A 22,896-nucleotide genomic window follows, 5' to 3' on the forward strand; every position below is an offset into this window, starting at 1 on the left:
GCCCGCGTGCGCCTCGACGCGCCGGGCCGCGAGCTTATGGGATGGCGCGCCAGGACTGGGGGCGCGCGCCGCTGGTGCGCCGCAGCGTGGCCGTGAGCCAGAGGACGCCGGTTAGCGTCGGACGCCGGACGAGGGCCAGGACACGGAACCAGGCCTTGCCGGAGCTGTCGACCCACGAAATGCGCGGTGCGCGGGACAAGTCCAACCGCAGGTCCCCGGGCAGCCGCCGCCACGAGCCCAGGGACAGCGGCCCCACGCAGCGGCGTATCTGCACGCCGTCCGCCTCGACCCGCAGCTCCCAGTGGGAGAACGCGTACAGGAGGGTGAAGAGCGCCACCGCGGCGGCGACCACGCACGTTCCCGCCGCGAACAGCTGGCCTCCGGGCCCGGACGACATGAGCGCGACCGCCACCATGGGGAGCACCACCAGCAGGCCGGACATGAGGAACAGCATCGCGAAGAGGCCCCAGCCGGCGGGCACCCGGCACCGGCCGTCCGGCTCCACCTCCACGCCGCTGTCCGGTGGGGGGCGAGGCGGAAGCTCCGCGTCCGCTTCGGAGAACGTGGCCGCGCCCCACCGCTGACGCACGATCTCCACGTTCCCACCACCGCCTGCTCCCATGCGCACCGGGCCGAACAGCGGCGAGAAGAGCCAGACGGAGTACTGCTCCGCGTTCACCCCGTTGGACAGGGCCCGCAGCTCCACGTCCACCCGAGCGGGGCCTCGCGCCGGCATGAACACCTGCTCGCCGGTGGCCATCACCTGCCCGATGAGCTTCCCGCCTTCGTTCCGCCAGAGCAGCACACCGCGGCGGCCCAGCTCGGCCACGGCCACCATCAGCAGGGCGAAGGACAGGGACAGCCCCGCGAGTCCCATGAAGAACAGCCGCTTCTGCTGCGACCCATCCCCCGGCAGCACCTGCGCCACCAGGAATACGCCGAGTCCACCTGCTCCGAGCGCCGCCACATAGCAGATGGCCGCCAGGGCTCGCGAAGGCGGAGGAGGCGTCAGAACCATGAGCGGATCCTCTCCGTCACCGACGGCTCCAGTTTGGCCGAGCGTCTGTACGTCATCGTCTTGCCATCGTTGTAGGCGTCCACGAGCATGTCCACGCGGAGCTCCGTATACAGCACTCGCTTCCGCTGACCTGGAGGCTGGGGCACGGTGATGGTGATCTCCGTCACCCGGTTACCCTCCAGCTTGAGGGATGCGCTGCGCTCGTCGAGCAGACGGTTGCGCCAGTGCTGGTACATCCCCAGGTCCCACGAGGCGCCGATGGTCACGCGCACCTGCGAGCACGTCAGCACCATCGACGGCTTGATGACGAGCTGGTGCTTCTCCTCGCTGAAGCTGCCCTCGAACTCGACGAGGGCGAGTGCGTCCTTGAGTCCCTCGAGTTGTTTGGTGGGGTTGTTCTTCCACTCGCGGAACTCACTGGCGGGGTCATCGCCATCGTTGCCGAAGCGGTTGTTGAGCACCCAGAGCTGGAGCGCGGTGTCATCGAAGTTGCCGAACACCGAGGCGAGGGCGGCTCCCAGCGACACGATGGCTCCGGCCAGCAGCACCACCACGCCGACACCCGTCCAGGACGTGCCCGCGCCGAAGACGATGAGCGAGGCGCCGACCGCTGCCGCCGCGCCTCCCGCCGCGCCCGCTCCGTAGACCAGGGCCGAGTCGTAGTCACCCTTGGAGGCGCGATCCCAGGCATCCATGCTGCCGGTGACGGCGTCGCACACGCCGGTGATGATTGCCAGCACCGAGGCCTCGGTGCCCGCGCCGGCCACGCGCATCCACTTGCGCGCCGTGAGCGCGGCGGTCACGGTCTTGAACTGCTCCAGCATGGCCGCGACCGCTCCCACCGCGGAGAGGATCTCCTTGGTGCCCTGCTTCTTGCTCAGCTCGTTGAGCGCGAGCGCCAGGTTGATGGATTCGAAGGCCTTGTTCAGGAACCCGCTGATGCGCTGGGCGTTGGGGGTCTCATTGAGACGGATGTGCTCGGGCGTCAGCACGGTGATGGTGAACGCCTGCCGGACGCGCACGATGGTCGTCGTCTCGTAGAGGCTCACCTTCTTGCGCAGCAGGTCCACCGAGATGCCTCGCACGCGCTGGACGATGAGGTGCTCGATGTACCCGAGCGCCTGCTCCTCCTTCCACCGGACGATCGTCGGGGCGAACTCGGCCAGAAACTTCCAGAAGGCTCCGTTGGCCTCCTTCATGATCTTGAAGACGCCGGTCAGCAGGGCCGTGGGGTCGCTCTTCTCCGCCTTCTTCAGCTCCTGGAGGATGAAGGTGCGGCCCACGTTGGATTCGTTGAAGGCCTCGGTCAGGTCCGCGTAGCACTGAGCCCGGTCCTCGTCCGCGAGCGACTCGAACTGGCGCTTGAAGGACTGGATGAGCATCAGATTCACCAGCTCGCGGCACTTGGACTCGTAGGCCTCGCGCTGGGGCTGGGCCTCTTTCTCGTAGTCCTCCTGGAACTTCTTGATCCGGGCCTTGTTGGCACGGCTGCCGTAGGCCTCCGCGTCCTGGGTGACCAGGGCCTGGGTCCACTCCGCGATGGAGAACCAGCCCGAGCGCTCCTTGTCGGACACCCAGGTCATGTACTTGTCGCGCAGCCGGATGTACTCGGCACTGAGCTGCCGGGCGCGTTTGATGAGGCTGAGGCCATCGTCCGGCTGGCGCTGGAATTTCTGCGGGCCGCCGGTGACTCCCTTGACGCGGGTGGGAGGGAGGGCGGGGATGGCCACCTCGTCGCCCGGGTAGATGAGCATCGGGTTGGGGCGCTTCTTGCGGAGCGCCGCGTTCTCGGGGGCCTGGTAGAGGGCCTTCCAGTCATCGACGAACCCGTACTTCTCCGCGATGCTGGTCAGGGTCTCGCCCTGCTGAACCTTGTGTGTCTTGGGCATGGGACGGTCTTCCTGGCATCAGCCCCGGCCGAGGGTTCCATCCAGCTTGGGGAAGGAAATCCAATACTGGCCAGGAGGTACGTTCTCGACGCGCGCGCGGCCGTTGGCGTCGACCTTGCCGCTCTTCTTCGTTCCGTCCTCCAGCTCGATCTCGAACTCCACGTCCTTGAGGGGATTGCCCTCCGCGTCCTTGAGCTCGAACTCCATGTAGGGCTTCTTCGGATCGGCCTCGGGGAGCGCCTCGATGTCCTTGTTCTTGACGGACTTGCCTGACACCGAGCCAGCCCCGAGCAGCTTGACCTTGCCGCCCTTCGCCTTGATGTCGGAGCCGTCGAGGGTGATGGTCTTGCCGAACAGCTTGATGGCTCCCGACTTCTCGAGGCTGAGGTAGAGCTTGTCACCGACGATGACGGAGAACTTGTCTGCCGAGACGTTGAAGGTCTTGGCCAACCAGCTCGAGGGCTCGACGATGGTCACCTCGGTGTCGAGCCCTGTCTGAATCTTGGAGTCCTTGCCGACGGTGAGCGTGCAGGCCCCGGTGACCTCAATCTGGAAGTCGCCCCCGACCTTCGTCTCCTTGTCCTTGGCGACCATCTCCTGCCGGCTGCCGAGGACGAGCTCCGTGTGGGCAGCGCCGATCTGCTCTGTGAACGCCGCGCCCACGGCCTCGTTATAGGCCAGCGCCACGTTGACGATGGAGCCAGCACCGATGGTGGTGGCCTTGGCCGCGCCCACGCTCTCCGAAGACGCCTGAAGCACGTCCACCTGGAGATCCTGGGCCACGGTGATGGACTGATGGCCCTCCACGGATTCGTCGTGACTGCCCGACACGGAGGTGGTGCGGTTGCCCCTCACCTGGAGGGACTGGTTGCCCTCGACGAGGCTCGCGTCGTCCAGGTGCACGTGCAGCTTCTGATGTCCCTCGATGGTGCGCTGGCGATCCTTCTTCACCAGGAGGTCCTCGTAGCCGATGACGTGCTGGCCCTTGTCGTTCTCGGTGACGAGGTCCTCGTCCTTCTGGGCGTGGGTGAAGATCTCCTCCTCACCGGCCGCGTCCTCAATGCGGAACTCGTTGAAGCCGTCGCTGCCCAGGCTGGAGGCGCTCTTGAGCGTGGACTTCGTCTTGTCATCCGGCAGGGCGTAGGGCGTCGGGTTGCCCCCGTTGTAGACGGTGCCAGCGATGAGGGGCCTATCGGGGTTGCCCTCGAGGAAGCGCACCACCACCTCCTGGCCGATGCGCGGCAGGTACAGCGCGCCCCACGCTGGGCCTCCCCACGTCTGGCTGACGCGCACCCAGCACGAGGCCTTGTCGTCCCGCTGGCCCTCTCGGTCCCAGTGGAACTGCACCTTGATGCGCCCGTGCTCGTCCGTGTGGATTTCCTCTCCCGAGGGCCCCACCACCGTGGCCGTCTGCAACCCGGTGAGGTGCGGCACGGCAGTCGTCCGCCTCGGCCTGAAGGGGATGCTGGCCGGCATGCATTTGAAGTGGTTGCGGTACAGGTTGCCCAGCGCCTCGCTGTGCCCGGGTGTCTCCGGCTGCCGGCCCCAATGCACCACCTCCACGGCCACGTACTCGCCGGAATAGGTGCCTCCGTCCTCCACCTCGAAGCGGTAGCCCGCCGTCAGCCGTGGGCACGCGCCCTCGCCATCCAGCGTGCGCGCCGCCTGCACCGCCTCCTCCAGGCGCACCTTCGCCGCGCCCTTACCCACCGCGGGTGCCACGTACTCGCCCGGGTAGTCGTACACCTCCAGCGCGTCCTGCCCGTTGCTGGAGTCCTGCGTCTTGCCCGACACGTCCAGCGCGGGCTTTTCGAAATCGAAGTCCTTGAGGTGCACCTTGCCTGGCCGCAGCCGGTGCACCCGCTGCAGCGAGGACACGAACTCCCCGGTCGCCGCTCGCCGGTCGTTGTCCCGCAGAGGCAGCTTCGCTCCGCCCGGCAGGGGCTCGTGCACGTTGGGCTTGTCGCCCACCACCATCACGTGCCCGCCCTCCGTGTGCTCGAAGAAGTAGAAGAGGCCCTCCCACTCCATCAACCGGCTGACGAAGGCGAAGTCCGACTCCCGGTATTGGGTGCAGTACTCGCGTGCCTCGTAGCTGCCGCTCAGCGACAGCTTCACCTGCACGCCCCCTTCCTCCAGCACCGCTTTGACAATCTGCGGCACCGTCTTGCCCTGGAAGATGCGGCTGCGCTTCACCTGGCTCAGCCACCACAGCTTGGGGACTACCCACACGCGGTAGCGCCAGAGCCCGGCCTCCTGGCCCAGCGAGTCCACCGCGCGCACCTGTCCGTGCACGTAGCGAGCGCCGCCGTCAGGCAGGTCCACCTTCAGCAGCGCCTCGCTCCCGAGCATCTCCTGGGCTTCCAGCGGCTCGGGCGCCAGGGGGTGGAAGTCCACTCGGAACTCATACGGACGGCTTAGCGCCTCGGTTCCCATGAAACGGCTGACGACCAGTTGCCCTGGCTCGTGCGGTCTCACCGAGAAAGTGACGGCTGGCGCTCGTGTGCCTGCCATGGTGCGTCCCCTTTGTGCCGTTTCAGGGGAGCGTAGTCGGTTGTCTGACAGACGACAATGAAGCCCGGCGCTCGGTGGGCGAGCCTACGGCGCCTTCACCACGAGCCGCAGGCCGGTGGGCAGCCGGGTGGTGTCCTTGATGTTGTTCCAGCGCTTGATGTCCTCGACGGACACGCCGTAGCGCTGGGCGACGCTCCACAGCGACTCTCCGGCGGCCAGCTCGTGCACGCTGCCGGGGCGGCCCGCGTTACCGGCAGGGGCGCGCTGGGCGATGACCGTGCCCGCGCGCTCCTCCACCTGTTTGGGGGCGTTGTCCGGCCACACGTACAGCACCGAGCCCACCTTCAGGGCCTTCTTGCTGGCGCGCACCGTCAGGTTGTTCCACTTGCGGATGTCGTCCACGTTCACCTGGAAGCGCTGGGCGATGGCCCACAGGCTGTCACCCGACTGCACGCCGTAGGTGACGCGCTTGCGGCCGTTGATGGTCTCCGTCTTGATGGGGCCGGTGGCGACGGGACCGCGCGGCGTCCCCGCGGGCACCTCGTCCTCGGGGCGCAGCACCGACACGCCGCTGCGTCGCGCCTGCGCCACCTTACGGGCCAGCGCGCTCTCCCCACCGGCTGCCTTGCCTCCACCGCGCACGGCCGGCACGGGAATCACCAGCTCCGCGTTCAGCCGCAACGTCCGCACGCTCTTGAGCTGGTTCATCTGCAGGATGGCCTCGGGCGCCGTGCCGTAGGTGAGGGCGATCTGCGACAGCGTGTCGCCCCGCTTCACCCTGTGGACGCGGAAGGTGAGCCGCTCCTTGGGCGAGAGGCGGGCGAAGTTCTCCGTGAACTTCTGGGCCGTGTCCTTGGGCAGGCGCAGAACATAGGGATTCTTCGCGCTCGAGGGCGGGGTGCACCAGCGCCGCAGCTCCGGGTTGAGCTCCAGGATTTGCGTCACGGACACGCCGGCCGACCGGGCGATGACATCCAGGTCGGTGGCCTCGGTGAGCTTCACCTCGTCGAAGGTGAGGGGCTGCTCGTAGACGAACTCTCTTTCGGAGAAGCCGAAGGCCGCGGGGTGCTTGGCGATGAGCGCCGCGGCGATGAGCTTGGGCACATAGTGCCGCGTCTCCAGGGCCAGGCCCTTCTCCGCGGGGGAGGAGATGGCCCAGAAGTCGTTCGTGCCCAGCCGGTCCATCAACCGCCGCACCCGGCCGCTGCCCGTGTTGTAGCCCGCCCACGCCAGGTACCAGTGGCCCAGCTCGGCGTAGAGGTCCTTCAAGTAGCGCGCGGCGGCGTAGGTGGCCTTGATGGGATCTCTGCGCTCGTCTACCCAGAAGTCCTGGCGCAGGCCGTACTGGCGGCCGGTGCTGGCGATGAACTGCCAGGGCCCGGAGGCGTGGGCCCACGAGTAGGCGGTGGGGGAGAAGCCGCTCTCAATCATCGCCAGGTACACCGTGTCACGCGGCAGCCCGTGGGCCTCGAGGATGGGCTGCATCACTGGCAGGTAGCGCGTGGAGCGGCTCACCCACTTGCTGAACCACTTGCGGCCCGGCCCCTGGAAGAACTGGATGTACTGAGCCACCAGCGGCTGCATCTCCACCGGGATGTCGTAGCGGGCCTGCACCCGCGAGACGTCGAAGTTGGAGAGGTCCGTCATGAGCGGCAGCTCGCCGGTCTCCTCGTCCTCGCGGAAGGTGGGCTCCTCCAGTGCGTCCAGCATGCGCAGGCGCAGCGGGTTGGCCACGCCCAGGCGGCGCAGCGACTGGAGCACCTCGGCGTTGGGCCGGGCGCCTGGATCCAACGTGGCTCCCTCCAGCGCCCGCATCTCCTCGAGCTCGGTGGACTCCTCGGTGGCCTCTTCTTCCGCGGTGGTTTCGGCGTCCTCGGAGGGCTCGTTGGCCAGGTCCCTGAGGATCTCCTCGGCGGATTGAATGGGGACCTCAGACTCCTGGGCGGAGCCCCCCACCTGCGTCGGCTTGTCTTCGACGCCGGGGGCCTGCATGGCGGGGGTCGGCGAAGGCATCGGCGCCGTGTCCTTGGACGGCGGGACCGTGGCGAGGACCAGGAGAAGCAGGCTGAAGGACGGCATGGTCACCTGGAGGCCGGCTGCCGGGTGGGCCGGGTTGATTGGGGTCTCAAGTGTTCGATGCTTTTCAATCCGCTCAAACAAGCATCCAGGCAGGCTATCTTCCCGCTGGACGCTTTGCGCGGGAAGAAACGTACCGCCTGGATGTGTTTCACGGCTTGCGCTTCACTTCCAGTGGCTTGCCGTGGCCCGGGCCGAGGATTTTCGGCAGGTAGGTCGCGAAGTCGAAGTGAGGCGAGTTCTCCCGGTTGTGGCAGGTGACGCACACGTCCTGCCCCGGGCGAGCGGTGATGTTGTCGGTGGAGGGGTCCTCGACGTGGAGGGAGCCCGGACCGTGGCAGCTCTCGCAGCCCACGTTCTCGCGGCCGGCCACCTTGTCCAGGCGGCACACCCCGCCGGGTTGCTCCCAACCGGTGACGTGGCAGCTGGTGCAGTTGAGGTGGAACTGCTTGCCCACCTCCTCGAGCGTCTTCCAGGCCCGGGTGTGCTTGGAGGCCTCCCACACCGGGATGGTGTCCGCGTGGCACTCGGCGCAGGCGGCGCTGCCCACGAAGGCGGCCTGACCCTTCTGGGGGGCCGGGCAGTCCTGTCCGTGCTCCTTGGCCCACGCCAGGTTCATCTTCCCCACGTCCGCGTCATAGGTGTTCACCACCGCCTGGGCGTCTGGATCCGAGGGGAGGGTGGACTCCAGGGGGACGAAGCGCAGGGTGAAGCTGTCGGTGTCCCCAGCCGCGGCCACCGGCGCGGTGAGCAGGGCCTGCCGGCGCGCGACCAGCTCCTCGCGCTTCTGCTGCTTGAGGCTCTTGAGCTGGGGGTCGACGCCAGGGAGGTTGATCTCCCTGTCCAGCAGCTCCATGCGCCGGTCGATGGAGGCGGCCTCTTTCTCGGCGTCCTCCGCTGTCTTCTGTGCGGTGAAGCGGCCCGGCTTCGCGCCGTAGGACAGGTCCACGCGCAGCAGCGAGCGGCCCTTGCTCTGCAGCGCGACCACGGGCACCGCGTCGCGCGTCAGCTTGTTCTGCTCGCCGTCGAACTCGGAGGCGGTATGGGTGGCCAGCACCAGGTCCACGCCGAGCTCCGGCGTGGCGGCGGCCCGCTGCGCGTCCTCCAGGGTGCCGTGGAAGAGGCCCACCACGAAGTGGGCGCCCCCGGCGCGGGCTTTGGCGCTGGCCTGCTTCAACCTGGCCGCATCCGAGGCACTCACCACGCCCACCTTGCGAGCCCCCGCGGCAAGCACCTTCTCTCCGCCGGGCGCGAGCTCGGGCAGTCCCAGTCCTCGGCGGAAGTCAGCGCCGCGCGCGTCGTCCAGCTCTCCCACGGCGCGCACCGTCAGGCCCATGCGCTTCATGGCCTCGGCGAGCGCCTGTGCCTTGCGCTCCTCCTGGGGCACCTGCTCGGGCTTCAGGGTGGGACTGCCGAAGAGGCTGTCACCGCCGTCCACGTAGAGGACGGGCAGGGCGCCTTTGCCCGCTTCCTTCACCTGCGAGGCCGCGCGCGCAATGCCTCCGCGCATGTTCTCGCTGCAGCCGCAGGGGCCCAGGTAGCCGCGCACGTCGGCCGAGAAGAACAGGATGGCTCCTGGAGCGTCCGCCTTGGCTGACGTGCCTCCGCGCGGGGCCACTTCCGCCTCGGCGGGGCGCGACTCCTTGCGCGAGCACCCCGCGAGCGCCGCCAACAGGGCCAGGCTGGTGACGAGCCGCCTCACGGCGTCACCAGATGATGCTCTGCACCAGCTCGTCGATCTTCTCACCCATCTTCTCCAGTCCGTTCACTTTGGACAGGCTGCCGTCTGCACCGACCTGCTCGGCCAGCTTGCTCAGCTCGTCGTCCGGGAGGCTGGAGAAGAGGATGATGGGGATGTCCTGGGTGCCGTACTCGTTCTTGAGCGTGCGGCAGATGTCCGTGCCCTTGGCCTCGGGCATGTGGATGTCCGTGAGGATGAGGTCCGGCTTCCACGTTTGTAACGTCTTCTCAAACTCCATCAACGTGGATGTGGCGACGACCTCGTAGCCGCGCGCCTCCAGCACGGCCTTCTCCATGGCGAGAGTGATCTCGCTGTCGTCGATGAGGAGGATTTTGCGCTTCTCTTGCACGGCGACCTCTTCCTTGGCGGCCTTTTCTAGCCCAGGGTTGTTGATGACTCCAAGGGTTTCTCGTCCGGCTGGAATCCACAGGGGAGGAGTCGTTAGCCACCCTGGAAGCCAGGCGACCTTCCAGCACATTGATGTTGCGGGTCGGGGTCTGGGTGGGCACTAAGAGGCGGCCATGAGTCGCGCCCTGACTGGACTGTGCCTCCTTCTGTCCGTCGTCTTCTCGCCGGGGGCCTGGGCCCTCAACAACGGTCTGGGGGAGCCCCCCGGCTCCGTGGACCGGCAGACGCCCTATGCGGCGGCCAAGGGCTTCTCCGATGCCGTCCACAAGGGGAACTACGAGCTGGCCGCCCACTACCTGGACCTGGACTACCTCCCCCTGGCCCAACAGAAGGGGGAGGGCGCTCGGCTGGCCCAGCGTCTGAAGTATGTGCTGGACCACAAGCTGCCCCTCGGGGCCATCTCCAACCTGAGCAAGGAGCCCGAGGGCGACCCGGAGAATCCCCGGTTTGATCAGATCGACGCCCTCTCCGTGGGCGAAACCCTCTACCCCATCCGGCTCGCCCGTGTGCGCGTCAATGGAGGTGAGCAGGTGTGGGTGTTCAGTGAGGCCACGGTCCGGTCCATTGATCCGCTCTACGCGGAGTATGGCCCGCTGGTGGGCGAACTGCTGCCGCCGGTGTTCTTCGACAAGCCGGTGCTGGGGCTGGAGCTGTGGCAGTGGCTGGGCCTGCTGGCGACGGGTGTGCTCGCGGTGCTGTTGAGCGTGGCGTTGGAGCGGTTCACGCTGGCGCTCCTGGACAGGCTGGCGCGGTGGACGCGCATCACCTGGGATGATGCGCTGGTCTCCGCGGGCAAGGGGCCGCTGCGGCTCTTGTACTTCGCGCTGCTCGGCGCGGTGGGGACGGCGCTGCTGCTGTTGCCTCCCACGGCCAAGTTTCTGGCAACGCACCTCTTCACCTCGCTCCTCATCGTGTCGGTGGCGTGGTTCATTCTGCGCTTCCTGCGGGTGACGGCGCAGGTCGTCCAGCAATCGGTGACGAAGGAGTCAAAGGACCCCTCGCGGGCCCGGGGGCTGCACACCCAGCTGGCGGTGCTGCGCTCCGTCTTCGAGGCGGCCACCTACATCATCGCGGCCGCGCTGCTGCTCATGCAGTTCGAGACGGTGCGCAACGTGGGCGTGTCGCTGCTGGCCTCGGCCGGTATCGCGGGTCTCGTCATCGGTCTGGCCGCGCAGAAGTCCATCTCTTCGTTGCTGGCCGGCATCCAACTCTCCATCACCCAGCCCATCCGCATTGGCGATCAGGTGGTGGTGGAGAACGAGTTCGGCACGGTGGAGGAGATCACCCTCACTTACGTGGTGGTGCGCGTGTGGGACGAGCGGCGGCTGGTCATCCCCATCCCCCAGTTCCTCGACAAGCCCTTCCAGAACTGGAGCAAGGGCGGGAAGTCCATGCTGGGCCCGGTGCGGCTCTTGGTGGACTTCACCACGGACATGGATGCGCTGAGGGTGGAACTGCAGCGCATCCTGGAGCACGAGGGCAAGGCCCTGTGGGACGGGCGTGTGGCCACCGTGGTGGTGGAGGACGTGCTGGACCGGACGATGCAGGTGCGCGTGCTGGTGAGCGCCGAGCCGGGGAATCTCTTCGACATACGCGCCCTGGTGCGCGAGAAGATGATGGCGTACCTGCGCGCGCGGCCCGAGTGGCTGCCCACCACCCGTACCGAGCCTCGTCCCGCGCTCCAGCCGCCAGTCGGCGAGCAGCCGCAGCCTCCTCCGCCCGCTACTCCCCGGGCCTGAGCGCCCCCGGAGTTCTTGCTCTCTCCCCGAAGTCGCGCTGAATATCCCGCTACCCTCCGCGTCCGAGGGGGCGGGTTGCTGCACGTTCGTGGAGCTTGAGATGAAGCGTCTTACCAGGTTGTGGAAGGCCGCTCCGTTGGTGGCCGCAATGGTGATCCCGCTGTCGGCGCAAGCCCAGGGGCGGGGCCGTACCGATGGTCCCGAGGGGTCCGAGTACGGGAAGGGTGGCTACTCCCGGGTGTCGGAGAATCGTTTCTCCCTGGAGCTGAACTGGGGCGCGGCGTTCGCCGCGGAGACGTCCCGCATGAATCGAGGGGGGCCGCCGCTGTTCGTCGGTGCCACCGCCTCGTTCTGGGGCGCTGACTGGTACCAGTTCGACATCAGTGGCGCCTACGTGCTGCAGAACGAGCAGCTGAACGTGCTGGTGGGTCCGCGCTTCCGCACCTACGGCTTCCCGCTGAGCTTCAACGCGGGCTTGAAGGCCGGTGCCTTCATCGTCCCCGACGAGGGCTTCCGCTTTGGCATCTCGCCCCAGGTGGGCGTGGACATGCTGATGGCGAGCGAGCGGGTGGTGCTCGGCCTGGGCTACGCCCTGGACATCCCCTTCGCGGACCACGGCCTCACCAACCGCGTGTTCATGAACATCGGCTACAGGTTCTAACGCCATGCTCGCTCACGCTCTCGTTGCCGCCCTCGCGCTCGCCACGGGCCAGGTCCGTGCGGAGTCGCCCCGGACGTCCACCGCCAGCGGCCAGTCCGTGCCCGTGTTGCCCTTCCCGGGCCAGACGCAGACCTACAACATCATTCAGTGGGACCCGAACCAGCTGCCGCGCATCTACGAGCGCACGGACCAGCTCCCGCTTACCGATGAGGAGGTGGCGAAGCTGGCCCAGGCAGGCTTCGACGAGGCGCAGCTCGTGAAGATGATCGAGCAGCGCCGCTGTGCCTGCGACGCGAGCGCGGACGGGCTCATCCGCCTCAAGCAGGCGGGAGTGCCCAAGGGTGTGCTGGACGCGGTGTCCACCCACGCGCTCAAGCCCAACCGGGGGTTGGATCTGCTGGTGACGCTGGACTTCACTGGTGAGAGCCGCACGGCGCGCGAGGCCTTCCTCTACTTCTTCGTGGAGGACGGGGAGCTGACGCGTGTCTTCTCCGCGAACCTGCCGGAGCTGCTCTCGCGCCAGAACGAGCACGAGACGATGGTGGACCGCAGCGACATCCTCCGGGCCCGCACGGTGCGCCGCATCCAGCTGGCCGGACAGGTGCCGCTCAAGACGTACGGCACGCATCGGGTGATGGTGGCGGCCAGTGCCAACCCGACGCTCACCCACCCCTCTCAGCTCACCGAGGCCGAGCGGGCCAAGGCCCAGCTCTACACCTTCGACTACCCGCGTGCGTCCCTGCAGAGCCTGTGCAGGCTGACGGCTGGGTACCGGCGTGACGCGGTGCTCGCCTACAAGTGGAATTTCCAGGGCAGCCGCTTCGAATGCGAATGGAACTAGGAGTGCTCTCCATCATGAAGACCCGTCTCATTGTCACAGTCTCACTCGCTGGGTTCCTCGCCGCCTGCGGAGGGCCGCGCGCCTTCACCCGCGGCACCTACGAGGACCCGAACACCATCGAAATGCTGTCGGATCAGTTCAACGAGAACGATCTGCAGCTCATCGCCAAGAAGATGGTGAACTCGCTGGCGGGCTCGCCGCGCTTCTCCCAGCCCGCGCAGCAGCTGCCGGTGGTGCTGGTGGGCCGGCTCAAGAACAAGACGTCTGAGCACATCGACATGGCCTCGCTGGGCGACAAGATCCAAACGGGCCTGGCCCAGACGGGCCGGTTCGCCCTGCTGGACAAGGCGGCGCGCGAGGACCTCGCCGAGGAGTACGAGTACCAGCAGTCAGGCTACGTGCGCCCGGACGCGGCCAAGGCTCCGGGCGAGCAGGCCAGCGCGGACTACCTGCTCACCGGGGAGATCTCCTCCATCATCCAGCAGGTCGGCAACGACAAGCTCGTCTATTACAAGATGACCGCGAAGCTGAACAACGTGCGCACGGGCATCGTGGAGTGGACGGACGAGAAGGAAATCCGCAAGAAGTTCGAGAAGAAGCCCGTCTCCTGGTAGCGCGACCATGAGCCTCTTCCGCTGTCACCGTGCGGGACCGTGGGCGATGCTCGCGCTCACGGGTCTGATGCTGCTGTCTGGCTGCGCGGGGGATTACATCGCGCGCACGCGCGGCCTGCGCACCGCGTACGAGTCGGAGTCGTACGACCGTGCGTTGGCCGAGCTGGAGTCGGTGGCCCAGCATGACTCCGGCAAGGACACGCTGCTGGTGCTGCTCGACCGCGGCATGGTGCTGCACGCGGCGGGGCGGTGGCAGGACAGCATCCAGGTGCTGGCGGAGGCGGACCGGCTGTCCGCGGAGCTGGACGTCGTCTCCGTGAGCGAAGAGGCCGGGGCGCTCCTCACCAACGAGCGGGAGCGTGCCTACAGGGGTGAGGACTTCGAGAAGCTGATGATCTCCGTGCTCCAGGCGCTCAACTACGCGCAGCTGGGCCAGGACGAGGAAGCGCTCGTCGAGGTCCGCCGCGTGAATGAGCGGCTGGCGAAGATGATCTCCGACGAGAACAAGCCCTACGAGCAGCTCGCCATCGCGCGCTACATCGGCGGCGTGCTCTACGAGGACCAGCGGGAGTGGGACTCGGCGTACATCGACTACGCGAAGGCGCTCGAGCTGGAGCCTCGACTGGGCGGGCTGGCGGAGCCGCTGCTGCGGTTGGCGAAGAAGACGGGGCGGCTGGACGAGTACGAGCAGTTGGTTCAGCGCTTCCCGGACGTCGCGCACGAGCCGCTAGGTCCGGACGAGGGCCAGGTCATCGTGGTGGTGGAAGCGGGGCTGTCGCCGGAGAAGGAACCAGCGGACCGGCGGATGGACACGCAAGACATCATCCAGGTGCCGGTGTACCGGGACCGGGGGAGCCCGGCGCAGGCGAAGGTGTGGGTGGAGGACCGCGCGCAGCAGCGGACAGTGACGGTGACGTCACTGGCGGACGTAGCGAAGGTGCATCTGAACGAGCGCATTGGCCGGATGCTGGCTAAACAGGTGGCCGGAGTTGCGTTGAAGGCGGGACTTGCGGCGGGGGCGGGGGCGCTGACGAAGAGCAAGGAGCTGGGGGCGCTGACCTTCCTGGTGTTGAACGCGATGAACCAGCCGGACCTGCGCTCCTGGCTGTCGCTGCCGGCAGAGTTCCAACTGGCGCGCTTCCGGCTGTCGGCGGGCCGCCACACGGTGCACGTGGACGCCGCGGGGCTGCGTACCACCCGGGAGGTGGAGGTGAAGCCGGGCCGGGTGCACGTCGTCGTGGTGCGCAGCTACTATTGAGGATCGCCCACTCCCTCGCCCTCCGGGAGAGGGCCGGGGTGAGGGGATATCGGCCCATGGGTTGCAGCCCAAGCAATCTGTGCTAGGTGTCGGGCCCCCCGTCGGGTCCCCCATGTCTTTAGCGGTAGCCCTCTCCTCCTACTCCTTGATCATCCTGCTGGGCGCCGTTGTAGGGGCGCTGGCGGTGGTGCTCACCCGGACACCGACGAAGCTGGTGACCTTCCTGGCGTTTGCCGCGGGGGTGATGTTCGGGGCGGCGTTCTTCCACATGCTGCCCGAGGCGTACCACGGGGGCGGATTCTGGGCGTTCGCGCTGGTGCCAGCAGGGTTCGTCTTCCTGATGGTGCTGGAGCGGTACGTGCTGACGCACGCGTGCGAGGAGCCGCCAGAGTGCGAGGAGCACGTGCACGGGCACACGCTGGGGCTGACAGCGTTCCTGGGGCTCTCGGCGCACACGCTGTTTGATGGAATTGCGCTGGGCTCGGCGGTGAAGGAGGGCGTGGGGCTGATGGCGCTGCTGGCCATCACGTCGCACAAGGTGCCCTCGTCCCTCTCGCTGGCCTCCATCCTGAAGGCGGAGGGGAAGAGCTCGAAGCGCATCCTGATTTTTGCGGTGCTCTACGGGTTGATGGTGCCGGTGGGAGCGGTGCTGTACTTCGCCTTCGACGCAGTGCTGCGCTTCGAGGCGCTGGCCCCGAGGGCGCTGGCTTTCTCGGCGGGCACCTTCCTCTACGTGGCCGTGTCGGACCTGCTGCCGCATGTGAACCGGCACGGCAAGGACAACCGGGGCCGTAACCTGATGGCGCTAGCGGCGGGCCTGCTGCTGATGCTGGCGCTTGCGCAGATGACGGAGCTGCCGGGGCATCACTGAGGCCCACTCCCGTTCTCTCCGAATCGCGGGGGAGGAGGGCCGCACTGTAAGCAACCGACCAGAGCAGTGCCGGGACGGTTGAGCACCTGTTGGATGCAGGGGACGCTCCGAAGCCCCATCCTGTCGGGTGGTGTGTCGAGCGAGCCGGAGGAGGGACATGCTCACCGTTGAGGAACTGATGACCCGGGAGCTGGTCACCCTGAGCGAGGACGATGACATCGTCCGGGGGGACGATCTGCTGGCCAAACATGACATTCGTCACCTGCCAGTGGTGAAGGACGGGAAACTCGTGGGGCTGGTGAGTCACCGGGACCTGATTCGCGCCATGGCCCGTCACGCCAGGACGCCGGGAGAGCCGCCGGTGCAGGTGCGGGACGTCATGACGCGCTCACCGGAGACGTTGAGGCCGAAGAGCTCGGTGCAAGAGGCCATCCACAAGATGCTCGACCGCAAGTTCGGGTGTGTCCCGGTGGTGGAGGACGGGGGCCGACTGGTGGGCATCCTCACGGAGACGGACCTCATCCGCCTTGCGGGCCGCCTTCTGAAGCAGGAAGACCGACACTGACCGCGGAAGTCACCGTGACGGTGATGAGCGCGCTTGCTTTTCATGGCGCGGCGCCGAGGATGCGCGCCGCCGCGAGCGCGGCACTTCATCCATGGAACGACTCTCCGACTGGTACGACCATCCCGAGTATTACGAGGCCATCTTCGGCACGGACACCGAGCGGGAGATGGACTTCCTGCTGGAGGTGAGCCGTCGCTACGGGACGGGAGGCAAGCAGCTGCTCGAGCCCGCGTGTGGGGCGGGCCGGTTTGTCGCCGAGGCCGCGCGCCGGGGCTACCAAATCGTGGGCTACGACATCTCCGAGAAGATGCTGGCCCACGCGCGCCGACGCCTCACTCCGGCCCAGCGCCGTCGGGTTCGCCTCCACCAGGCTCGCATGGAGGAGTTCTACCAGTCGGAGCTGGAGGGGAAGGTGGACCTGGCCTTCAACCTGGTGTCCACGTTCCGCTACCTGGACAGTGAGAAGGCGGCACTGGCGCACCTGGAGGGGACGCGGCGGCTGCTGAATCCCGAGGGCGTGTACGTGCTCGGCTTCCACCTGACGGACTACGAGCGAGAGAAGGCGGAGCACGAGCGGTGGGTGGAGCGGCTCGGCAAGGACACGGTGGTGTGCAACACCCACGAGGGGGTGCCGGATCCCCGCCTGAGACGCTCGGCCATGAGGAACCGGCTGCGCATCACAGGGCCGGGGAAGGACCTGCTCATCGAGACGCACTGGTACTTCCGCACGTACGACCTGGCGCAGACCCGGCGCCTGTTCCGCCGGGCGGGGCTCCAGGTGTTGGCGGTCTACGACTTCGACTACCAGGTGGACGCACCGCGGAAGCGAGGGGAAATCCGGCTCGACAGCATCTTCGTGCTGCAACCCGTGAAGAACAAGAACCCCTCTCCCTCTGGGAGAGGGACGGGGTGAGGGTATCTACCTGACCTGTCCACCGAGCGGCTGGCGTTCAGCGTCCCGCAGTCCCACAAGCACGCTGGAGCCATCCTCCGTCACACGCAGCTCGCCATACTTCGCGCCGTCGTAGCGGTCCGCATGACCCTCCTGGAAGAAGAAGGACTCTGCACCCAGGCGCACGCGGCCCTTGCGTACTTTGTAGCGAAGCAGCAGCTCACCCGGGGCGAGCGGTGTGCCGGGCGCATCACGGCGGACGAAGCGCCCCACGCCATTCTCGTCGAGGCGGAGCACGAGGCGCCCGTCTTCCGTGTTCGGGCCCGTGTCGCCGGTCGTGTCATCGAACGGATCATCGGGCTTCCGAACCTCGCGGCTGATGGCGTAGTCGAGCACCATGTAATCGCCCTGTATGAGCGAGCGCGGGTCCACCGGGGCGAGCTCCAGGAGCACGGGCGTGCCGTGGACAAGGACAAGCTCCTTGCGCACAACGAGCACCACCAGGACGAGCACGATGAGGGCGAGTCCGCCGAAGATGACACGGGCGCGCATCAGCGCACCTCCTCGGCCGCGGGGAAGCGGCGCAGGATGAAGAGACGCAGGCCGAGCAGCACCAGACCTCCGCCGAGCAGAGCGAGCGACTTGGCCAACAGCGTGAGCTGGAGGTCGTAGTAGTAGCCCACGCCAAAGCCGAGCACGAAGAGCACGGCCATGCCGAGCATCACCACGCTGCGCCGATGGAAGCCGAGCAGGAGCACGCCAGTGGCGGCGATGACTCCGGGGGTCTGGAGCGTGAGGAGTGCCAGGAGTCCCAGCGCGGCGAAGGCCGTCACGCCCGTGGTTCCACCGGGCTCGGAGCCCGTCTCCTCCAGCACGCGCCAGGCCGAGTACAGCGTCACCACGGCGAGTCCCAGGGTCAGCACGCCGGGCGGCAGATTCGCCGCGCCGTGGCGGAAGAGCTCGCGGTAGATGTCATGGAACCAGCTGCGCATCACCAAGGACGACAGGAGCGTGGTGACGAGCCCGAAGGCCGCGGGCGTCACCATCGCGCCCCAGGGCCCACTCTGGAGCCGTCCCTGTTGGAGCAGGAGGACGTGCGCGAGCAGGGTGAGGCCCACGAGTGTCACATCCACCAGCACACCGGGCGCGGTGAGGCGCAGCAGGAGCATCAACGCGAAGCTGGCGAACAGCGCGGACAGGAAACGCTGGATGGCATCCGGGTAGACGAAGAGAAGCACTCCCTGGAGGACGATGGTGGCGAAGGCCGCTGCCTCCGCGCTCTCGGAGAGGACCGCGACGCCGCCAATGAAGAGGCCCTGTCCGGCCAGTCCGATGGACAGGGCGAGCTGGGTGAGGAACACGTTGTTCCCCAGACGGCGCAGGAAGACGGCTCCTCCGGTGAGGAGCAGGCCCAGGACGATGGCGCCCACCTCCTCGCCAATCACCACTCCCAGGGAAAGGAACGCCATCAGGAACAGGGAGGCAAACCAGGCGCCAAATCCGATGAGGACGCGCACGAACCAGGGCATGGCCGCGGTGGCCTGCTGGGAGGAGGCGAGCGCGGCGCGCGCCTGTTCCTGGAGCTCGGCGGGCAGCACCTCCCGGAGCGAGGGTTTGAGCGCCATGGCTACACCTCCTCCGAGCCACGCGCCTCGGCGCGCAGCCACCAGACCGAGAGCCCCACTTCGCCGATGATGACCAGGGCCATCAGGAAGAAGACGTCTGGCCCGAAGCGGTTCGACACGAACAAGATGCGGCCGATCAAGGTGGTGACCAGCGTCATCGCGCTCATCGCGTCCAGGGTGAGAAGGAAGAGCTCGGAGCGGACGAAGCGGTGGAAGAGGTACGCCGCGACCATCACGCCCAGGAGCAGGCCGAGTGCTACGCGGCTCGCGGTGTCCGCCTCGCGAGGCTCCGCCACCATGTAGGTCGCCAGCGCGAGCAGCGGTGCCAGCGTCATCACTGCCAGCACCCGGGGCAGCCACCGGCCGCGAAGCCAGGGGATGCCACGCCCCGCGAGGAGCTCGTGCGCGGCCCAGGCCCCGCCGTTCACCAGCCCGAGCACCAGGAGCAGTGTGGAGCCCTCTCCGTCAGCGACCTGCTCCCAGTAGAGACAGATGCCGGTGTCCACGAGGAGCAGGAGCAGCAGCCACAAGGGCCCAAAGCGCGCGAGCGCCACCCAGGGCAGGACGAGCAGGCTCCACCCGATGAACAGCTCATAGGGATCGGCGCCTGTCTGGTACGCCTGCCCGTAGACGGCGAGCAGCGGGCCGACGAGCACCGCCGCGAAGAGGAGGGCGAACTGTCCAGCGAGGCCCTCGCCCAGACGCCAGGCGGCAAGAGATGCCGCGAGGATGGCCGCCAGCAGCAACCCCATCTTCCCGAAGCGGTGAAGGGCCGCCCAGTTGTAGGCGAAGAAGTAGATGACGCCGGAGAGCACCAGCAGCGAGCCGAAGCCGAGCAGCACGGCGGACAAGAAGCGCCGCCAGGCGGGCCGCTCTGGAGAGGACACGGCGAGCCGCAGGGCATGCTCCAGGCCCGAGGGCGTCAGAACACCGGCATCGGCGAGCGCGCGGAGGCGCTCAGGTGTGGCGGCGAGGTCGAGCGGATCAAGGGACACGGCAGCAGAGGCTAGCGCCCTGGCCCCACTCCCGGCCAGACTTCCGACTGTGAACACGCCCTCCGCGAAGATCGTCCAGGACGAGCTGGCACGAGCAGCCGATCCCGAGAAGGCCGCCTTCTTTCCGAAGTTCTTCAAGACGGGCCCAGGGGGATACGCGGAGGGGGATGTGTTCCTCGGCGTGACGGTCCCGGAGCAGCGGCGAATTGCCCGACGCTACAAAAACCTTTCCCTGGAGCAGGTGCGCGAGCTGTTACGGAGCAAGGTGCACGAGCACCGGTTCACCGGCTTCGTCATCCTCGTGGAGCAGTTCGAGCGAGCAGATGAGGCCGGACGAGGGCTCCTCTTCGCATTCTGCCGGGAGCACCTGGCGGGTATGAACAACTGGGACCTGGTGGACACGGTGGCGCCACGGCTGATGGGGGAGTACCTGCTCGAGCATCCAGAGCACGTGCCGCTGCTCTACGATTTCGCGCGCTCGCCGGTGCTGTGGGAGCGACGTATCGCCATCATGGCGACCTTCGCCTTCATCCGGGCGGAAGACTTCACGCACACGTTGAAGCTGGCGGAGCTCCTGCTCCACGACGAGCACGATCTCATCCACAAGGCGGTGGGGTGGATGCTGCGCGAGGTGGGGAACAGAAACATGGCGGCCGAGGAAACCTTCCTCGACCGCCATGCTGGGGAGATGCCGAGGACGATGCTGCGCTATGCCATCGAGAAGTTCCCGCCAGCCAAACGCAAACATTACATGACCCGCTCACCCTCTCCCTCTGGGAGAGGGCCGGGGTGAGGGTATTCATCCCCGTGTTCCCACCCGTGCCTCAGAACCGCGAGCGCCGGAGCTCAAGCAACCACGCCTCCAGCGCATCTGCGCCCACGGGGTCCTCCGGGAGCACCGATTGCTCGCAGGCCGAGTCAAGCCGCTCAAAAGCGCGTCCCACCTGTCCGCGCCAGTGCTCGGAGAGGGCCTCGGGCAATTCACTGCGCTCTCCCCGCCGCTTCCACTCGACGAGCTCGCCCGCCTCACGGAAACCATAGCGGTCCATCAACGCGGTGAGGTCCGTCTCCACCTCGGCGGTGAGCAGCGCATGAGTCCCGGTGAGCGCCGTGCGCAGCACGTAGAGGAGCTTCTTGGTGGAGCGGAAGTCCGTCTTCTCCCACTCGCGCAACTGACTGTGGGCGAAGCCGCGGTAATGCCTGTGCAGACGCCGCGACAGCACCCGGCGCACCAGCGGACGCAGGGACTCCAGCTCGGCCGAGCCACGCAGAGCATGCGCCCCGAGCAGTCGCTCCACGTAGTTCCCGTTGCCCTGGAGGACGCCGAACAGCACGGGGCCGACCTCGTTGGACGAGTAATCCACCTCGACGCCGTCTACGACTTCCAGACGCTCGGCGGTGGCGGAGCCGCGCTGCTCCAGCCGGAGCAGGTGCGCGGTGGGGTTGACGTGGACGCACTTGAGGTCCAGGTCGCTGTCGGGAGAGGGAAAACCGTACGCGTGGGCGCCCGAGAGGGACACGACGAGGTGCTCGCGCTTCGCGGACTCCTCGTCGAGCGCACGGTCGGCCACGCGCCGCTGGTGCTCCGTCAGCAGATGGTCCGTCATGACTCTTCTTCCTTCCATTCGACGGCCGGAGGCGCGGGGGCATCACGGCCGAGCGGCCCGGGCTCCTTCATCACCCAGCGCCGCGCCAGTTCCTCTCCCACGCGCCGCAGCAGTCGGTCCGCGCGCCCGTAGTCGGGGAGCTGCGGCAGCTTGCTGGTGCGGTGGGCCTCTTCCAGTTCCGGTGCGAGGGCCTCGGCGTCCCGCAGCACCTCCTCCAGCGGGACACGTCCGGCCTTGATGTCCAACATGCGCGCCTTGTAGGTGCCGGTGACTTCGAAGGTGGGCACCCCGTCCCGCAGCCACCCGGTGGCGAGCACCACCAGGCGCAGCAGGTTGTAGGCGTTCTTCGGCCGCAGCTCGCGAGCGCTGGGAGGCCGCTGGCCGCCGCCACGCGCATAGCGGGTGAGGGAGGCGAAGTCGTTGGCCTCGATGAGGCCCTGGTCCCACAGCGAGCGGTAGAGCTGCTTGAGGTACGTCTTGGCCGCGAGCAGCGCGTCCTCGGGCGTGGGAGCGGAGCGCGGGGAGATGGCCGCGAGCCGCCGGGCCACCTCGTCCAGACTCGGAGTGGGCTCCTCGCACAGCCACTCGAGCACCAGGTCCCGGTGCTCGGCGAGCCGCTGGCTGCGCGTGAGCTTGTCGAGCTGGCTCATGGCGTACCGGCCGAAGCTGCCGAAGATGGCCCTGGACACGAAGGCCTCGCGCTCGGCGAGCAGCCACTCTCCCAGCTCGTCCGAGGCGCGGGCGCTGGGGACGAAGAGCATCTCCAGTGTGTTGGGGTCGGCCCGGAGGGCCTGTTCCACCGCCTTGGAGAGCTCCCAGAAGGTGTGGCTGCCGTCAGCGCTGACGAGGTCACGAGCCTTGTCGGCGAGGCCGAAGTGCCAGGGCAGGGGCAGGCCGAAGACGCCGCGCATGTCGACGTCGGAGGACTCGTTGGCGAGGCCCCAGGCCTGCGAGCCCACCACGGTCTCCAACACCACACAGGGGCGCAGGGCGTCCCAGGTGGCGGCGCGCCGGAGCGCGAACTGGAGCTGGCCCGGCTTGCGAGGCACGAGCTCGTCACGGGCGTACCAGAACTCGCCCACGCCGACGATCTGGACGTCGAAGCCACCGCCACGGGCGCGCACCACGCGGCCCACCACGCCCTGGGGGATGCGCCGGTCGTTGGCCACACGCTCCACGCGCGTCGTCACCTCGGTGCCGTGGGGCAGGGGAACGGACAGACGGTCCACCTGCTCGTAGCCACGGGGACGGGCCGTTGCTTCCGTCGAATCCTGCTCGGGAGTCTTGTGTCCGCGGGCCATGGGTGCCTCCAGGTGGGGAGTACAAGGTTCTCATGGACGTTATGGGCGCGGACTCCTGACGGCCATTGGGTGGACACCTGCCCGTCTTCCGCGCGTCAACGAAATGTCACACGTGCCGCTGTAACGTGCGGCCGCCATTCCTTCAGAGGGGAGGTGAAAGCCTTTTCCACGGGAGGAAATCGGATGATGCAGGCCCTTCAGTCCATGGATGCGGGTGTTTTCTGTGCGCTGCATGGTGGGCAACCAGCGAGTGCCACGTGTGTGCGTTGCGGCAACTTCAT

At 67.7% G+C, this 22,896-nt stretch carries 20 protein-coding genes; 9 read left to right on the forward strand and 11 right to left on the reverse strand.

Annotation, left to right across the window (positions count from 1 at the left end):
• Nucleotides 1-34: 34 nt before the first annotated feature.
• The 6 genes from F0U60_RS13710 to F0U60_RS13735 all read right to left on the reverse strand — a co-directional run bounded on the left by F0U60_RS13710 (nt 35) and on the right by F0U60_RS13735 (nt 9,587).
• Nucleotides 35-1,018: a hypothetical protein gene (locus tag F0U60_RS13710; protein ID WP_395819100.1), complete on the reverse strand. Its 984-nt coding sequence runs from the start codon at nt 1,016-1,018 to the stop codon at nt 35-37.
• Nucleotides 1,009-2,907: a hypothetical protein gene (locus F0U60_RS13715; RefSeq protein ID WP_395819103.1), complete on the reverse strand. Its 1,899-nt coding sequence runs from the start codon at nt 2,905-2,907 to the stop codon at nt 1,009-1,011. Before F0U60_RS13715 ends, F0U60_RS13710 begins: the two co-directional genes overlap by 10 nt.
• 18 nt (nt 2,908-2,925) lie before the next feature.
• Nucleotides 2,926-5,421, reverse strand: coding sequence for a type VI secretion system tip protein TssI/VgrG (tssI, locus tag F0U60_RS13720; protein WP_395819106.1), 2,496 nt, complete (start codon nt 5,419-5,421; stop codon nt 2,926-2,928).
• Nucleotides 5,422-5,505: 84 nt separating this feature from the next.
• Nucleotides 5,506-7,500: a LysM peptidoglycan-binding domain-containing protein gene (locus tag F0U60_RS13725; protein WP_395819109.1), complete on the reverse strand. Its 1,995-nt coding sequence runs from the start codon at nt 7,498-7,500 to the stop codon at nt 5,506-5,508.
• Between the two features lie 148 nt (nt 7,501-7,648).
• On the reverse strand, nt 7,649-9,199 hold the full coding sequence (locus tag F0U60_RS13730) for a multiheme c-type cytochrome (protein WP_395819112.1): 1,551 nt from the start codon (nt 9,197-9,199) through the stop codon (nt 7,649-7,651).
• A gap of 4 nt (nt 9,200-9,203) precedes the next feature.
• A complete protein-coding gene (locus F0U60_RS13735) occupies nt 9,204-9,587 on the reverse strand; it encodes a PleD family two-component system response regulator (RefSeq protein ID WP_203402501.1) in 384 nt (127 codons plus the stop codon).
• A 172-nt stretch (nt 9,588-9,759) separates the two neighbouring features.
• On the opposite strand from F0U60_RS13735, the gene F0U60_RS13740 reads away from it, so the two are divergent.
• The 8 genes from F0U60_RS13740 (at nt 9,760) to F0U60_RS13775 (ending at nt 17,108) form a co-directional block, all read left to right on the forward strand.
• Nucleotides 9,760-11,385, forward strand: a complete 1,626-nt coding sequence (locus F0U60_RS13740) for a mechanosensitive ion channel family protein (protein WP_395819116.1) — start codon at nt 9,760-9,762, stop codon at nt 11,383-11,385.
• A gap of 100 nt (nt 11,386-11,485) precedes the next feature.
• A complete protein-coding gene (locus F0U60_RS13745; RefSeq protein ID WP_395819119.1) occupies nt 11,486-12,046 on the forward strand; it encodes a hypothetical protein in 561 nt (186 codons plus the stop codon).
• A 4-nt stretch (nt 12,047-12,050) separates the two neighbouring features.
• Nucleotides 12,051-12,887: a hypothetical protein gene (locus tag F0U60_RS13750; protein ID WP_395819123.1), complete on the forward strand. Its 837-nt coding sequence runs from the start codon at nt 12,051-12,053 to the stop codon at nt 12,885-12,887.
• A 14-nt stretch (nt 12,888-12,901) separates the two neighbouring features.
• Nucleotides 12,902-13,501: a penicillin-binding protein activator LpoB gene (lpoB, locus tag F0U60_RS13755; protein ID WP_395819126.1), complete on the forward strand. Its 600-nt coding sequence runs from the start codon at nt 12,902-12,904 to the stop codon at nt 13,499-13,501.
• Between the two features lie 7 nt (nt 13,502-13,508).
• Nucleotides 13,509-14,759 (forward strand): COG3014 family protein, encoded by a 1,251-nt coding sequence (locus F0U60_RS13760; RefSeq protein ID WP_395819129.1) that lies wholly within the window; start codon nt 13,509-13,511, stop codon nt 14,757-14,759.
• Between the two features lie 112 nt (nt 14,760-14,871).
• Nucleotides 14,872-15,630, forward strand: coding sequence for a ZIP family metal transporter (locus F0U60_RS13765; RefSeq protein WP_395819132.1), 759 nt, complete (start codon nt 14,872-14,874; stop codon nt 15,628-15,630).
• Between the two features lie 157 nt (nt 15,631-15,787).
• Nucleotides 15,788-16,195, forward strand: coding sequence for a CBS domain-containing protein (locus F0U60_RS13770; protein ID WP_395819135.1), 408 nt, complete (start codon nt 15,788-15,790; stop codon nt 16,193-16,195).
• A gap of 91 nt (nt 16,196-16,286) precedes the next feature.
• Nucleotides 16,287-17,108: a class I SAM-dependent methyltransferase gene (locus F0U60_RS13775; RefSeq protein WP_395819138.1), complete on the forward strand. Its 822-nt coding sequence runs from the start codon at nt 16,287-16,289 to the stop codon at nt 17,106-17,108.
• 6 nt (nt 17,109-17,114) lie between these two features.
• Here the strand turns inward: F0U60_RS13775 and F0U60_RS13780 are convergent, their stop codons facing one another.
• The 3 genes from F0U60_RS13780 to F0U60_RS13790 are packed head-to-tail and all read right to left on the reverse strand — an operon-like array spanning nt 17,115 to nt 19,707.
• A complete protein-coding gene (locus tag F0U60_RS13780) occupies nt 17,115-17,642 on the reverse strand; it encodes a GDYXXLXY domain-containing protein (RefSeq protein ID WP_395825239.1) in 528 nt (175 codons plus the stop codon).
• Nucleotides 17,639-18,712, reverse strand: coding sequence for a DUF4401 domain-containing protein (locus tag F0U60_RS13785; RefSeq protein WP_395819141.1), 1,074 nt, complete (start codon nt 18,710-18,712; stop codon nt 17,639-17,641). The genes F0U60_RS13780 and F0U60_RS13785 overlap by 4 nt, the downstream gene beginning before the upstream one ends.
• Before the next feature lie 2 nt (nt 18,713-18,714).
• Nucleotides 18,715-19,707, reverse strand: a complete 993-nt coding sequence (locus tag F0U60_RS13790) for a DUF2157 domain-containing protein (protein ID WP_395819145.1) — start codon at nt 19,705-19,707, stop codon at nt 18,715-18,717.
• Nucleotides 19,708-19,756: 49 nt separating this feature from the next.
• Between F0U60_RS13790 and F0U60_RS13795 the strand changes: the two genes are divergently transcribed.
• Nucleotides 19,757-20,500: a DNA alkylation repair protein gene (locus tag F0U60_RS13795; RefSeq protein ID WP_395819148.1), complete on the forward strand. Its 744-nt coding sequence runs from the start codon at nt 19,757-19,759 to the stop codon at nt 20,498-20,500.
• A gap of 31 nt (nt 20,501-20,531) precedes the next feature.
• Here F0U60_RS13795 and F0U60_RS13800 read toward each other — a convergent pair whose 3' ends face one another.
• Entirely contained in the window at nt 20,532-21,314 is a 783-nt protein-coding gene (locus F0U60_RS13800; RefSeq protein ID WP_395819151.1) for a DNA polymerase beta superfamily protein, read from the reverse strand.
• Nucleotides 21,311-22,615, reverse strand: coding sequence for a DNA polymerase beta superfamily protein (locus F0U60_RS13805; RefSeq protein WP_395819154.1), 1,305 nt, complete (start codon nt 22,613-22,615; stop codon nt 21,311-21,313). The genes F0U60_RS13800 and F0U60_RS13805 overlap by 4 nt, the downstream gene beginning before the upstream one ends.
• Nucleotides 22,616-22,896: the final 281 nt, after the last annotated feature.

Origin of the sequence: Archangium minus (assembly GCF_044360475.1) — a bacterium.
GTDB lineage: Bacteria > Myxococcota > Myxococcia > Myxococcales > Myxococcaceae > Archangium > Archangium minus.

Excerpts from the sequence above, each read along its gene's own strand:
- F0U60_RS13760 (WP_395819129.1), top strand. The coding sequence starts at position 13,509 with ATGAGCCTCTTCCGCTGTCACCGTGCGGGACCGTGGGCGATGCTCGCG.
- F0U60_RS13800 (WP_395819151.1), bottom strand. The coding sequence starts at position 21,314 with ATGACGGACCATCTGCTGACGGAGCACCAGCGGCGCGTGGCCGACCGT.
- F0U60_RS13710 (WP_395819100.1), bottom strand. The coding sequence starts at position 1,018 with ATGGTTCTGACGCCTCCTCCGCCTTCGCGAGCCCTGGCGGCCATCTGC.
- F0U60_RS13770 (WP_395819135.1), top strand. The coding sequence starts at position 15,788 with ATGCTCACCGTTGAGGAACTGATGACCCGGGAGCTGGTCACCCTGAGC.
- F0U60_RS13745 (WP_395819119.1), top strand. The coding sequence starts at position 11,486 with ATGAAGCGTCTTACCAGGTTGTGGAAGGCCGCTCCGTTGGTGGCCGCA.
- F0U60_RS13750 (WP_395819123.1), top strand. The coding sequence starts at position 12,051 with ATGCTCGCTCACGCTCTCGTTGCCGCCCTCGCGCTCGCCACGGGCCAG.
- lpoB (WP_395819126.1), top strand. The coding sequence starts at position 12,902 with ATGAAGACCCGTCTCATTGTCACAGTCTCACTCGCTGGGTTCCTCGCC.
- F0U60_RS13765 (WP_395819132.1), top strand. The coding sequence starts at position 14,872 with ATGTCTTTAGCGGTAGCCCTCTCCTCCTACTCCTTGATCATCCTGCTG.
- F0U60_RS13725 (WP_395819109.1), bottom strand. The coding sequence starts at position 7,500 with ATGCCGTCCTTCAGCCTGCTTCTCCTGGTCCTCGCCACGGTCCCGCCG.
- F0U60_RS13805 (WP_395819154.1), bottom strand. The coding sequence starts at position 22,615 with ATGGCCCGCGGACACAAGACTCCCGAGCAGGATTCGACGGAAGCAACG.
- F0U60_RS13785 (WP_395819141.1), bottom strand. The coding sequence starts at position 18,712 with ATGGCGCTCAAACCCTCGCTCCGGGAGGTGCTGCCCGCCGAGCTCCAG.
- F0U60_RS13740 (WP_395819116.1), top strand. The coding sequence starts at position 9,760 with ATGAGTCGCGCCCTGACTGGACTGTGCCTCCTTCTGTCCGTCGTCTTC.
- F0U60_RS13775 (WP_395819138.1), top strand. The coding sequence starts at position 16,287 with ATGGAACGACTCTCCGACTGGTACGACCATCCCGAGTATTACGAGGCC.
- tssI (WP_395819106.1), bottom strand. The coding sequence starts at position 5,421 with ATGGCAGGCACACGAGCGCCAGCCGTCACTTTCTCGGTGAGACCGCAC.
- F0U60_RS13715 (WP_395819103.1), bottom strand. The coding sequence starts at position 2,907 with ATGCCCAAGACACACAAGGTTCAGCAGGGCGAGACCCTGACCAGCATC.